Source organism: Xanthobacter pollutisoli (assembly GCF_040044995.1).
Taxonomy (GTDB): domain Bacteria; phylum Pseudomonadota; class Alphaproteobacteria; order Rhizobiales; family Xanthobacteraceae; genus Xanthobacter.
This window is the reverse complement of the sequence record NZ_JBDZDP010000009.1, coordinates 1-13,313: the sequence shown is the minus strand read 5'-3', so window position 1 is coordinate 13,313 and position 13,313 is coordinate 1. Positions and strand designations below refer to the sequence as shown.

The 13,313-nt window shown below is 67.7% G+C and carries 11 protein-coding genes, 1 tRNA gene and 1 pseudogene; all 13 read left to right on the top strand.

Features of this window, described 5'->3' with window-relative positions; translation table 11 throughout:
- Positions 1 to 1,797: a sensor histidine kinase gene (locus tag ABLE93_RS17035; RefSeq protein WP_348841044.1), complete on the top strand. Its 1,797-nt coding sequence runs from the start codon at positions 1 to 3 to the stop codon at positions 1,795 to 1,797.
- 3 nt (positions 1,798 to 1,800) lie between these two features.
- The gene (locus ABLE93_RS17030; RefSeq protein ID WP_348841043.1) at positions 1,801 to 2,256 is read left to right on the top strand and encodes an HPr kinase/phosphorylase; all 456 of its coding nucleotides are present in this window, start codon (positions 1,801 to 1,803) and stop codon (positions 2,254 to 2,256) included.
- A gap of 108 nt (positions 2,257 to 2,364) precedes the next feature.
- A complete protein-coding gene (locus ABLE93_RS17025; RefSeq protein WP_348841042.1) occupies positions 2,365 to 2,766 on the top strand; it encodes a PTS sugar transporter subunit IIA in 402 nt (133 codons plus the stop codon).
- 67 nt (positions 2,767 to 2,833) lie between these two features.
- Entirely contained in the window at positions 2,834 to 3,133 is a 300-nt protein-coding gene (locus tag ABLE93_RS17020) for an HPr family phosphocarrier protein (protein WP_510183050.1), read from the top strand.
- A gap of 241 nt (positions 3,134 to 3,374) precedes the next feature.
- A complete protein-coding gene (locus tag ABLE93_RS17015) occupies positions 3,375 to 4,784 on the top strand; it encodes an ATP-binding protein (protein WP_348841040.1) in 1,410 nt (469 codons plus the stop codon).
- A gap of 168 nt (positions 4,785 to 4,952) precedes the next feature.
- Positions 4,953 to 5,029: transfer RNA gene (locus tag ABLE93_RS17010), tRNA-Arg, on the top strand.
- A 468-nt stretch (positions 5,030 to 5,497) separates the two neighbouring features.
- Positions 5,498 to 6,694, top strand: a complete 1,197-nt coding sequence (locus ABLE93_RS17005; protein WP_348841039.1) for a DUF932 domain-containing protein — start codon at positions 5,498 to 5,500, stop codon at positions 6,692 to 6,694.
- Positions 6,695 to 6,867: 173 nt separating this feature from the next.
- A complete protein-coding gene (locus tag ABLE93_RS17000; RefSeq protein WP_348841038.1) occupies positions 6,868 to 8,931 on the top strand; it encodes a ParB/RepB/Spo0J family partition protein in 2,064 nt (687 codons plus the stop codon).
- Positions 8,932 to 9,020: 89 nt separating this feature from the next.
- Positions 9,021 to 10,088 carry a DUF7146 domain-containing protein gene (locus ABLE93_RS16995; RefSeq protein WP_348841037.1) on the top strand — a complete coding sequence of 356 codons (1,068 nt, stop codon included), beginning with the start codon at positions 9,021 to 9,023 and terminating at the stop codon, positions 10,086 to 10,088.
- Between the two features lie 308 nt (positions 10,089 to 10,396).
- Positions 10,397 to 11,317, top strand: coding sequence for a DUF2493 domain-containing protein (locus ABLE93_RS16990; RefSeq protein ID WP_348841036.1), 921 nt, complete (start codon positions 10,397 to 10,399; stop codon positions 11,315 to 11,317).
- A 383-nt stretch (positions 11,318 to 11,700) separates the two neighbouring features.
- Entirely contained in the window at positions 11,701 to 11,868 is a 168-nt protein-coding gene (locus tag ABLE93_RS16985; RefSeq protein ID WP_348841035.1) for a hypothetical protein, read from the top strand.
- Between the two features lie 135 nt (positions 11,869 to 12,003).
- Positions 12,004 to 12,507, top strand: coding sequence for a hypothetical protein (locus tag ABLE93_RS16980; protein ID WP_348841034.1), 504 nt, complete (start codon positions 12,004 to 12,006; stop codon positions 12,505 to 12,507).
- Between the two features lie 324 nt (positions 12,508 to 12,831).
- A pseudogene (locus ABLE93_RS16975) lies at positions 12,832 to 13,074 on the top strand (DUF736 family protein); the annotation flags it as partial.
- Positions 13,075 to 13,313: the final 239 nt, after the last annotated feature.

Here is a 13,313-nt window from a genome sequence, read left to right as displayed (position 1 = left end):
ATGACGGTCGAGACGAATTCGGTCGAGAGGGACGCGGTCGAAGCACGGGCGGCGCGGCTGGCGCGCCGGCGTGCGCCGTTCGCGGCGATCCTCGGCTGGTTGCGGCGGGTCCGCCGCTTTGTGGCGTTCAAGGGCTTCTCCTCGCTCACCCGCCGCATCGTCCTGCTCAACCTCGCCGGGCTGTGCGCCCTCGTCTCGGGCATCCTCTATCTGTCTGAGTTCCGCTCGGGCCTCATCGACGCGCGCATCCAGAGCCTTCTGGTGCAGGGCGAGATCATCGCGGCCGCCATCGCCTCGTCGGCGCAGGTGGAGACCAACGCCATCACGCTTGATCCCGACCGGCTGCTGGAACTGCAGGCGGGCGAGAGCTACGGCCCGGACGATGGCTTCGCGCCGCTGGAGTTCCCCATCAATCCCGAGCGCGTCGCCCCGGTGCTGCGCCGGCTCGTGGGGCCCACCCGCACCCGCGCCCGCATCTATGACCGGGAGGGCCAGCTGCTGCTGGATTCCCGCTCGCTCTATTCGCGCGGCGAGATCCTGCGCTTCGATCTGCCCTCGCCCAACGAGCCAAAGCCCGGCATCGTCGAGCGGGCGTGGCGGGCGGTGCAGCTGTGGCTTGGCCGGGGTGACCTGCCGCTCTACCGCGAGTTCGGGCCCCAGGCGGGCAAGAACTATCCCGAAGTCGCCTCCGCCGCTCTCGGCACCAAGGCGAGCGAGGTGCGCGTGGACGAACGCGGCCAGGTGGTGGTTTCCGTTGCCGTTCCCATCCAGCGGTTCCGCGCCATCCTGGGGGTGCTGCTGCTCTCCACCCAGAGCGGCGAGATCGACGCGGCGGTGAAAGCCGAGCGCTTCGTCATCGTGCGCGTGTTCCTTGTGGCGGCGGCAGTGATGGTGCTGCTTTCGGTGCTGCTCGCAGGCACCATCGCCGATCCGGTGCGCAAGCTCGCGGCAGCGGCGGAGCGGGTGCGGCGGCGCATCAAGACCCGCGTCGAAATTCCCGACTTTACCGCCCGGGCCGACGAGATCGGCCACCTCTCCGGGGCGCTGCGCGACATGACGAGCGCACTCTACAACCGCATCGAAGCCATCGAGAGCTTCGCCGCCGACGTGGCGCACGAACTGAAGAACCCCCTCACGTCCCTGCGCAGCGCGGTAGAGACGCTGCCGCTCGCCCGCAACGACACCTCCCGCGGCCGCCTGCTGGAGGTGATCCAGCATGACGTGAAGCGTCTCGACCGCCTGATCTCCGACATCTCCGACGCCAGTCGCCTCGATGCCGAGCTGCAGCGGCAGGAGGCGGTGAGCGTGGACCTCAAGCAGCTGCTGGAAATGGTGGTGGGCCTCGCCCAGGACGTGCGCAAGGAAGATGACGGCGTCTCCGTCTCCCTCGCCTTCGAGCGGGCCCCCGGCGCGCCGGCCGACTATCTGGTCGCCGGCCACGCCTCCCGCCTCGGCCAGGTGGTGGACAACCTCGTCTCGAACGCGCGCTCCTTCTCGCCTTCGGGCGGTTCGGTCCGCGTCACCTGTCGGCGGGTGAAGGACGGCGCGGAGATCGTGGTGGACGACGACGGTCCCGGCATCCGCCCGGACGCGCTGGCGCGCATCTTCGAGCGCTTCTACACCGATCGCCCGCACCAGGGTTTCGGGCAGAACTCGGGCCTCGGCCTCTCCATCTCGCGGCAGATCGTGGAGGCCCACGGCGGGCTCATCTGGGCCGAGAACCGCACGGAGACCGACGCGGACGGCACTCCCTGCATCGCCGGTGCGCGCTTCATCGTGCGCCTTCCGGCCGGCTGAGCCGTGGCCCCCGGCGCCCCCGCCAGCATTCATGCGAGCTGCGTCGCCATCGGCGAAACGGGGGTGCTGATCCGCGGACCGTCCGGGGCCGGCAAGTCGCGCCTTGCCCTTCGCCTCATCCTCGATCCGCCGCGCATCCTGCCGCCGGCGGAACTTGTGGCCGATGACCGCGTCATACTCACGGTCGAGGCTGGTGCGCTGGTCGCCCGACCGGCTCCCGGGCTGGAAGGGCTGATCGAGGTGAGGGGGCTTGGCATCCGCCGCATGCCCCATCGCCCCGCCGTCGCATTGCGGCATGTGGTCGATCTGATGGCAGCCGATGCCGAGCGGATGCCGTCCGCGGAGGCCCGGCGGGTGATGATGGAAGGTGTTGAAATATCACGGCTTCCCCTCAACGATCCGGAGACGGCGGCACTCATAATCGCTTGCATTCTCACGAGTGACGATTACGAAAACTAAATGTGCTTTTGTGCGTTGCACCCCTTGCGTAATTTTTGAGCCGATCTGAATATGGCCATCCCGCAGCGCGGGAGGCCTTCATCAGGGGGAGGTGGAGGCGGAGGAAGCATGATCGGTCTCGTCCTCGTCACACACGGTCGTCTGGCAGACGAATTCTGCTCCGCACTGGAGCACGTCATGGGTCCGCAGACCCAGATCGCCGCCGTTACGATCGGCCCCGAGGATGACATGGAGCGGCGTCGGCAGGACATCATCGAGGCGGTCGACCGGGTGCGGGCCGGCGATGGCGTGGTGATCCTCACCGACATGTTCGGCGGCACCCCTTCCAACCTCGCCATATCGGTGATGAACACGCCCGACGTCGAGGTGGTGGCGGGCATCAACCTGCCGATGCTGGTGAAGCTCGCCAAGGTGCGCGGGGAGATGCCGCTGGCCCAGGCCGTGGACGTCGCCCAGGAAGCCGGTAGGAAATACATCAATGTCGCAAGCCGCGTCCTCTCCGGTAACTGACGCCTTCGCCGGCGATACCGTGGCGCCCGAGCGGTCGGCCGCCCGCTGCGGTGCCGAGGAGGCCGCGATCGCCTGCGGCGGTCCCATTCCCCCCGAGGCGCTGGTGCGCACCCTGCCCATCGTGAACAAGCGGGGCCTGCATGCGCGAGCCTCCGCCAAGTTCGTGCAGACGGTGGAGCGCTTCGACGCCCTCGTCACCGTATGCCGCAGCGGCGAGGCCGTGGGCGGCAATTCCATCATGGGCCTGATGATGCTGGCCGCCGGGCCGGGGACGTGCGTGACGGTGACCGCCACCGGCCGAGAGGCCTCCGCCGTGCTCGACGCCCTCGGCGCCCTGGTCGCCGACCGGTTCGGCGAGGACGAATAGGCCGCTCCGTCCCCCACTTTGCGGCGCGATGCGAAAGCCTCTTCCTTCGGCCGTTTACCTCAATTGCAGGTAGCTCTGGCCCCTTCGGCCATGGTTGCCTATCTCTTAATCTCGATCCCCTGCGCGCAGGGCGCCGGAGATCCGGGACGGGCTTTCCCCCCGTATCAGATGAATGTTCGAGCCGAGGAGCCATACGCCCGCGGAGGGGCCGGCGCCAAAGAGCGCGCGGTGGAGCCTCGGCTTGTCCGCAAAACTGCTGGCGCTGACGGTGGCCGTGGTGGCGGCGGCCGAGATCGCGGTGCTCGTGCCCACCATCGCCAACTATCGCATCGCCTGGCTGTCCGACCGTCTCGCCGCCGCCCGTACCGCCGCGCTCGTACTTGATGCCACGCCCCAGGACGGCGTCTCGGTGGATCTGACCCACCAGCTGCTGGAAAGCGTCGGCGCCATGGTGATCGTGGTGAAGCGCGAGGGCACGCGCCGCCTGCTCGCCGCCTCCGACATGCCGCCCGAGGCTGATGTGCATATCGACATGCGCACCACCACCCTGTGGAGCGCGGTGCGCGACGCCTATGACACGCTCGCCGCCGACGACGGGCGGGTGGTGCGCGTCGTGGGCGATCCGCCCCGCGGCGCCGACTTCATCGAGATCGTCCTCAGCGAGACCCCGCTGCGCACTGCGCTGCTGCGCTTCGCCGCCACCGTGCTCCTGGTGTCGCTGGCGGTGGCGATGGCGGCCGGCGTCCTCGTCTTCGTCAGCCTCAACTGGCTGTTCGTGCGGCCCATGCGCCGGCTCACCGAGCGCATCTCGGCGTTCCGCGAGAATCCCGAGGACGCCTCGCGCATCATCGTGCCCAGCGGGCGCTCCGACGAGATCGGCACGGCCGAGGAAGCGCTGGAGGAGATGCAGCGCGAGCTCACCCACACGCTCCACCAGAAGAGCCACCTCGCCGCCCTCGGCCTCGCGGTGTCGAAGATCAACCACGACCTGCGCAATCTGCTGTCTTCGGCGCAGCTGCTCTCCGACCGTCTCGCCTCGGTGCCGGACCCGACCGTCCAGCGGTTCGCGCCGAAGCTTCTGGCGGCGCTCGACCGCGCCATCGCCTATTGCGAGCAGACCCTGTCCTACGGCAAGGCCAAGGAGCCCCTGCCGGAGCGGCGCGACGTGGAGCTCATCCATCTCTTCGAGGAGGTGCGCGACACCCTCGGCCTGGGTCCGGGCGCCGGCATCGGCTGGGTGATGGACGTGGAGCGCGGCCTCACCGCCGATGCCGACCCCGACCAGCTGTTCCGGGTCATCCTCAACATCGCGCGCAATGCCGTCCAGGCGCTGGAGGCGCGCGCGCCGCTCGATCCCGAACGCGATCAGGTGCGCATCCGCGCGCGGCGCAAGGGACTGGTGGTGGAAATCGAGATGGGCGACACCGGGCCCGGCATTCCGCCCGCGCGGCGCGAGCACCTGTTCGAGGCCTTCGTTTCCTCCGCCCGTCGCGGGGGCACCGGCCTCGGCCTGCCCATCGCCGACGAGCTGGTGCGGGCCCATGGGGGCCACATCCGCCTGCTGGATACCCAGGTGGGCACCACCTTCCGCATCACCATCCCGGATCAGCCGGAAAGCCGCCACCACCGCCGCGAGCGCATCCGGGCGTGAGGCGCCGCGCGGTTTTCCACATGCCGGGCGGGGGAAGGGCGGCAGGTCCGGGCGGGGGCCTTGCACCCTCCGGCGAAAAGGAGTAGCAGACGGGCCTCGCGGCGTTCCCAGCCGCGACGCCCGGAAGGCCTCCAGCCTTCCCGACCGGCCCGCCGGTCCCGGGCACAGGCGCCGGTAGCTCAGCTGGATAGAGCACCAGACTACGAATCTGGGGGTCGGGAGTTCGAATCTTCCCCGGCGCGCCATTAAAACAAGTACTTAGCCGTCATTCACCGTTTCAGTTTTCGGGTCTGAAACGGTTTTTGAAACGGTTTTGGCTGAACCTTGCGATTGGGCCGCATCGCCCGCGATCCTCTACGAAGCGCTTCCACACCTCGGTCAGACAAGGCTGCAGAAGACAGCCTGTGCCTCTTCGTGGGCGATCGGTGAAGAGGCACTCGCGCCGTCTTTGGAGGGGGGCGTTCGGGACCTACGGCTTAGCCAGTTCGGTGAGCGCTCAGTCGCAGTTCCAGAGCGGTCCGACGTAGCGACCACTGCTCGAAGACCCTCCGAGAGCCTCAATCGGTTGTCGTGGAAATCCTCGGGAAGATGGGATTCCCCGATTACCGGACGTGCCCGCTCCGCCCGCTGAGAGTGAGAGGCCTGTCGAGTTTGCCATGACGGGTCGAGGACCGGGAGAGAGGCTTCCGGCGCCTGTCGTGGAGTTTGATCCCATGACCGAGATTCAGCTTCTAGATGCGAGCCGGGAAGCGGCCAGCGGTTACAAGGTGGATGCGAGCCGCGGCGAGCGGAACGGGCGCGTGTCGTCGGAGTGGTTCTTCCGGCCGGCGGACGAGCGCTTTCTGTCCCTGTCTGAGCTGTATGGCGCGGTGCGCGGCCGGTCCGACCGGAGCCGGACGCGCACCGCGGAGAGCGCGGCTATTCGCGTCGAGGCGAGCCGGGAGGCTCCGGACCGGTTGACGCTCGCGCTGCCGGGGGCGGAGGCTCCTGTTGCCCCGACCCATTGGAGCTTCGGCCAGCTCGCGAGCCTCATCGGCGCGCCGGCTTCCTATCTGCGCCAGCTCCCGGCGCCGCTCGCCGGCATCAACCTGCAGCACGGCCTGCTCACGCACCGCGCCGAGCAGGTCAAGACGCTGGAGGTCGAGGACGGGCGCGTCGAACTCCGGGCGGTGACCGGCCCTGACTACGGCCGCATCTATGACCATGAACTGGTGGACGCCGTGCGCCGCATTGCCGGCAATGGCACGGGCGATACCCGCTGGAAGGTGCCGGGCGTACTCGACTGGTCGACCGGCATCTACAATCCCAGAGTCGACATCACGAAGGACACCACCACGCTCTACGCCTCGGACCGGGATGTTTTCCTGTTCCTAGTGGACGACCTCAATCCCATCGAGGCCGGCCGGCTGCCGGATGGCTCGCCCGACCTGTTCTTCCGGGGCTTCTACTGCTGGAACTCGGAGGTGGGGGCGAAGACGCTGGGCATCGCCAGCTTCTATCTCAGGGCCGTGTGCCAGAACCGGAACCTGTGGGGCGTGGAGGATTTCGAGGAGATCACCATCCGCCACTCCAAATACGCCGCGTCCCGCTTCGCCCATCAGGCGGCGCCGGCCCTGGAGCGCTTCGCCAATTCCTCGCCCATGCCCTTCGTCAACGGCATCAAGGCCGCACGCGAGCGCATCGTGGCGCGCACCGACGAGGACCGCACCGAGTTCCTGCGCCGCAAGGGCTTCTCCAAGGCGGAGACGCAGAAGGTGATCGAGACCGTGCTCGCCGAGGAGGGCCGCAAGCCCGAGAGCATCTTCGACTTCGTCCAAGGCATCACGGCTGTGGCCCGGGACAAGCCGCACCAGGATGCCCGGCTCGATCTGGAGGCCCGGGCGAAGAAGCTGCTCGATCGGGCCGCCTGATATCCGCAAAGCCGAAGATGCGGAATGTCGTGTCTCCGGCTCCGCGTTGTTCCGGCTTTCCGGATCGTCGGTTCTGCGGCGCCGTCCTCAGAGGTAGAGGGCGGCGCCGTGCTTCGTGACGGGTGGAAGGCCAGAGAGAGGTTCTCCGGCCGCCCGTCGCGGAGAAGCATCCCATGGCCACGGCTGTTCAGAAGATCACCCTTTCGTCGTCCCGCGACATCCCTTTCAACAAGCTGGTGCTGAGTCAGGCCAACGTTCGCCGCGTCAAGGCCGGCGTGTCCATCGAGGAGCTCGCCGAGGATATCGCCCGGCGGGGCCTGCTCCAAGGCCTCAATGTCCGCGCCGTGGTCGATGCCGATGGCGTCGAGTCCGGCATGTATGAGATCCCCGCCGGCGGACGGCGCTATCGGGCGCTGGAGCTTCTGGTGAAGCGTAAGCGCCTCGCCAAGACCGCGCCCGTGCCCTGCATCGTGCGCGAGGGCGGCATCGCCGAGGAGGATTCGCTGGCCGAGAACGTCCAGCGCGCCCCGCTCCATCCCCTCGATCAGTTCCGCGCCTTCCTCGCTCTGCGGGAGAAGGGCCAGTCCGAGGAGGAGATCGCGGCCGCCTTCTTCGTCTCGGTCGCCGTGGTGAAGCAGCGGTTGAAGCTCGCCTCCGTCTCACCAAAGCTGCTCGACACCTATGCCGAGGATGGTCTCACCCTCGACCAGCTCATGGCCTTCACCGTGTCGGGCGACCATGAGCGGCAGGAGCAGGTGCTGGACCGTCTCGCCCAGACCTACGACAAGCAGCCCCATGCCATCCGTCGCATGCTGACGGAGGGTGCGGTCCGCGCATCCGACAAGCGGACCCGGTTCATCGGCATCGAGGCCTATGAGACGGCCGGCGGCACGGTGCTGCGCGACCTGTTCCAGGGGGACGACGGCGGCTGGCTGCAGGATGTGACCCTCGTCGACCGGATGTTGGCCGAGAAGCTCACAGCCGAGGCCGACGGGATCCGAAGCGAAGGCTGGAAGTGGATCGAGGTCGCGCCGGACTTCGCCTATGGCCACACCTACGGCTTGCGCCAGCTGCGGGGTGAGCCGACGCCCCTGACCGCGGAGGAGGAGGCAGCTCGGGCGACGGCCCAGGCGGAATACGATCGCCTCTCCGAAGAACACGCCGATGCCGACGAGCTTCCCGCGGAAGTCGACGCGCGGCTCGGAGAACTCGAAGCGATGCTGGAGGTCTTCGAGACGCGGCCCCTCACGTTCGATCCGGCGGAGGTCGCCAGGGCCGGCGCCTTCGTCAGCATCGCGCAGGATGGCAAGCTCCGGGTGGAGCGGGGCTATGTCCGCCCGGAGGATGAAGTGCCGGTCGAAGAAGTGCATGACGCTTCCACCGACGCCGAAGTTTCGACCGGAGCTCCATCGGCATCTCGACAGGAGGCAGTAACGTCCGATGCTTCCGCTGAGCCCGAGGAGGAGGACGGCCTCACCCCCATCTCCGACCGTCTGCTCACGGAGCTGACCACCCATCGCACCCTCGGCCTGCGCCATGCGCTGGGCGAGCAGCCTGACATCGCCTTCCTCGCCGCGGTCCACGCCCTGACACTGAAGGCCTTTTACGTCTACGGCTCGGACAGCTGCCTTGAACTCGATCTCAAGAGCGTGTCCTTCAACGCCCAGGCGCCGGGCCTCAACGACAGCGTTTCGGCCGAGGCGATCCGTGTCCGGCACGAAAGCTGGGCCAAAGCCCTGCCCAAGGAGCCGGGGGAGCTCTGGGACACCCTGGGCGGCTGGGACCACGACAGCCGGGCTGCCCTGTTCGCTCATGTAGTGAGCCTGTCGGTCAATGCGGTGCATGAGGCCTGGAACCGGCGTCCACGCGCCTTCGCCCATGCCGACCGGCTGGCGCAGGCGGTGTCACTCGACATGGCGGCCGCCGGATGGAAGCCCACCGTCGACACCTTCCTCGGCCGGGTGACCAAGGCCCGCATTCTGCAGGCGGTGACCGAGGCCAAGGGGGAACGCTCGGCGGAGCGGATCGCCCACCTCAAGAAAGGCGACATGGCCCGGGAGGCCGAAACGCTTCTCGCCGACAGCGGCTGGCTCCCGGAAGCCCTGCGGACCCAGCCCTGCGACACCGCTGGCGAAGAGACGGCGGAGATCGACGGCGAAACGGCCATAGGCGACAGCGGGGACCTCGCCGATAGTGAGGAGCCCGAGGCGGTGTCTCCCCCGATCGCTGCCGAATAATCCTCCCGGGCAACCTGGCCCGCCGCTCGTCGCCTCGCGCTCCCCTGTCGCGTGGCCCGGACGGCGGGCCATTTTCTTGGAGCGTCCCCATGACGGATGCTGCGCACGATCTCGCCCGGCAGCTGGGGCGGCAGGCAGAGGCTGTCTGCCGCCATTATCTCTCCGCAGGCCGGCGGCAGGGTCACTATTGGCAGGTGGGAGATGCCCGCAATGCGCCGGGCCGCTCCATGTTCGTGCGGCTGCGAGACAGTGCACATGGCCCGGCCGGAAAATGGACCGATGCGGCCACGGGGGAGCACGGGGACCTGCTCGACGTGATCCGCGAAAGCCGGGGCCTATCCAACTTCAGCGATGTGGTCGTCGAGGCCCAAGCATTTCTGCGCCTTCCGCCAGCCTCGCGATACGCGGAAGCCCCCCCTCGCACACGGCCATGCTCCCCGCGAGATCCGGTTATCTCGGCACATAGAGTGTTCGCTGCAGCACAGCCTATTCCGGGCACAATCGTGGAGACGTATCTGCGGAACCGCGGCATCACGGCTTTGCACGAAACCGGCAGCCTGCGCTTCAACCCACGCTGCTACTATCGTCCAGATGCACACGGGTCCACTCAACTCCTGCCAGCCATGATCGCGGCCGTCACCGATCTCACGGGACGGATCATGGGCATCCACCGGACATGGCTCGCTCCGGATGGATCGGACAAGGCCAACATCGCCACACCCCGGCGCGCTATGGGCCACCTGCTGGAGCATGCGGTTCGCTTCGGCAGGGCTGACGATGTGATGGCCGCCGGCGAGGGCATCGAGACCATTCTCTCCGTGCGCACAGCGCTGCCCAGCCTCCCAATGGTGGCGGCGCTCTCGGCTGCACACCTTGCCGTCATCGCCTTTCCACCTGACCTGCGGCGGCTCTACATCGTCCGCGACAACGATCCTGCCGGCGACAGGGCACGAGACAGCCTCATCGCACGAGCGAACTCCACCGGGATCGAGGCCGTCGTGCTGTCGCCAGCGCTTGGAGACTTCAACGAGGATCTGCGCGCGTTTGGCGTCGATGCATTGCGTGCGGAACTGAGATGTCTGCTTGCTCCCGAGGATGTCAACCGCTTCATGATGCTGAGCCGTGATTTGAAGGAGCAAGGAGCGGGGTTGCGCTGACGCCACGCTCTGAGGCTCACCGTCGACAGAGGACCCGCAGCCAAGCCTTCCAGAGGGCGATCGGCAAGCAGTCGCGCCGTCCCGGCAATGGCTGCGGCCGACGATTTTCCGGCGGCGGTGCTTCCCCACGACGCAGGCGTCGCGGGGGCCCCGACACGCGCCGTTCCATCGCGAAGCAAAATCGCCGGACTCCGCCATCCTCCGCTGCGCTCCGGCCCCGCGCGTCCCGCGGGGTGCAGGTCCGTCCCGCCCGCCGGCTTCGTCGCCATGAAGGCCGCAAGGCTGCGGTCCAACCGACGGAGCATCCCATGAGCACCGAGCACGACGAACCCCACGCCTCTTCTCCCACCGATCACCTGCTGCAGGACCTCCAGCTCTACGGCTACCGCCCGCTCAACGACGAGTCCGATCCCCGGCCCCTTCCCGAGGCCAACCACATCACCGGCGCCATCGCCGACATCTTCGATGCGCTCATCTCGACGCTGCAGGACACCCGTCTCGAGCCGGACCTTCCCGATCTCCTGTGGTCGACGGTCCACCTTTTCCATCGTGCCGCCGGCCGGATCTCGGGCACACTTGACGATAACGAGCAGGGCCAGCGCCGCAGCCAGCAGGAGCAGGATGGCAGCGAGGTGCGCTCGGTGGAACTGGAACGCCTCATCGCCGAGGGGCAGAGCCTCGTGGAGCGCCGCGACTCCTTCGAGCTGATGCGCGACGAAGCCGCCGACGCCTTCGAGCGCCACACCGGCTCAGTCTGGCGCCCCCGCATCGGATCCATGGTGAACCATCGCAATCTGACTGCCGCCCTCATCGACAGCCGCGATTTCCTGGCCGCCCGCAGGCGGGCGGAGACCGAGGTGCTGATGCCCGCGGGCCCCAAAATCGCCTTCTCCGGCGGCGACACGGCCGATCACAAGCTCATCTGGACGAAGCTCGACCAGGTGCACGCCAAGCACCCCGACATGGTGCTGCTGCATGGCGGCTCGCCCAAGGGCGCCGAGCGGATCGCCGCCTGCTGGGCCGATGCACGCAAGGTGCCGCAGGTCGCCTTCAAGCCGGACTGGACGCGGTACGCCAAGGCCTCGCCCTTCAAGCGCAACGACCAGATGCTCGCGGTGATGCCCATTGGGGTCCTCATCTTCCCCGGCACGGGCATCCAGGACAATCTCGCCGACAAGGCTCGCAAGCTCGGCATCCCGGTCTATCGGTTCGGGTCGGGCGGCGCGTAAGCGCTGCCCCTTCCTCGACCATCGGAATCGTATTTCACGAGCCCTGAACGTTTCTCATGAAAGTGCAGGCTCCGTCGATTTTCACCGGACTGACAAGCAGGACCTGTACTCATCAGACGTGGAGCTGAACAAAGCCTCCAGAGCCTGCTTATGCAGGGAGACGGCCGCACCTGCCGATCTTCGAGCGACGGTCTATCCCCGCTTTCCTGCGCAGATCCTTAGGTGCCGGCCGAAGGCCTGACGCCATCAATCCGCAAGGGGTCGGCTACGCACAGCGTGCCGCCGCTCCGCTTCGCCGTCGCGGTGATTGCGGCCATCGGCCGGACCCATCGGGCGCCTGTCAGCGGGGGATGGTCCTCCGCTTCGAGCAGGAGCCGGCCCCCATGTCCTCCACCGATGCGCAGGCCTTCGCCCTTAGCCTCGCCAAGACCCTGATGGTCGTCATCGTGATCTTCCGCGCCGGCGACGATAGCCTGTCGGTCGTACCGGCCGACGAATTCGACGGTGACGCTGCGCAGATCATCCGTGAGATCGACCCCTTCGCCAGATAGTGGAGGGAGCGCGGAAGTTCGGAGCCTCCCCCTTGCAGGGATTCCGGCAGCCATCTTCCCTTGCTATGCTGGTGATCGCGCCGCGGTGGTGGTGGAAGGCGCAACCGTCAGAGCTGTCCTCACGGAGACACCACCATGATTTTCCTCGGCATCCTGCTTGGCCTCGCCGCCATCGTCTTATTCTGCTGGCTGCTGTTTACGCTCGCCGTCTTCGCGCTGCCGTTCTTCGCCGCCGTCAGCGCCGGCACTTGGGCATACCAAACCGGCGCGGGCTGGCTCGGTGCGATCGTCGTTGGCCTGATCGCCGGCGGCATCACGTTCGGCATCGGCCAGGTTCTGCTCGTGATTGTGCGTCCGATGTGGGCGCGCCTCACCATTGCGCTCGCCTTCGTCGCCCCGGCCGTCTTCGCCGGCTATCACGCCACGCATGGTATCGCGAAGCTCGCCATGCCGTCCGAGACGTGGCAGATCATTTTCTCGATCATCGGAGCTGTTGCCATCGGCGTCACGACGCTGATGCAGGTCGCGGGCACGGCGCCCCGCGGTCAGTGGCGGACCAGTGCATGGTGGGAGCGATCTTGGCCGGTTGGACCCGGCGCGGCGGAAGCACACGGAGCCGGCCCGGAACGGGGGACGTAAAGCCGAAGAGGATCGGGCCGGTCTTCCGTGAGGTTGCGGCGGGTCGCCATCATCCCCGTTCGGTATCCGTCGGTCGACCGCTCCAAACGGCCTCTCCAATGGGCGGATCTGGCCGAAGGACGGCTGCGCCTCGACCGCCTCTGCCGCAACGGCGCATCATGACTTTCTTCCCCTGCCGGACCCCACCCCACGCGACAGGTCGCGTGGGACCCCGAGGCGCCGTCATTCCTCGCGAGGCAAGAAAGTCCCTCTCGCGCCGTCCTCTGCTGCGCTCCGGTCGCAAACCTCACCCCATCGCGCGGGCGCGACGGGGACCCCGAGGCGATGCGGCGTCGGTCGCCTCCGGCCTTCCGATCGCCATCGAGGCCGCAATGGTGCGGGCTCGGAAACGGAAGACGGAGATTTACCATGGCCACCATCGGCACCTTCAAGAAGACCGGCACGAACGAATTCACCGGCGAGATCGTCACCCTCAGCGTCCAGGCCAAGGGCGTGCGCATCGTCCCCGACCTGCGGGCCAACGGCGAGAACGCGCCCAGCCACCGAGTCCTGGTGGGCCGGATCGATTATGCGGAGAGCGGGATTATGCAGAGCGCCGGCCTGTAAGGTCTGTGTTGCCGCCGGTTTCGGCGGGGGTTCTGCTCCGCATAATTGCGGGCTGGAAGGTGGGCGCCCCGCGGTGTGTTTCGGCATGGAAGATTGACCCCGTTGTGAGGGGGATCGGCGTGTAATTTTGACCCCCCTCTTGGCTCATGGTCCGTCGTTTTGTTGCGACGGGCGGGCTGGGGATGAAGGGCGTGGATACG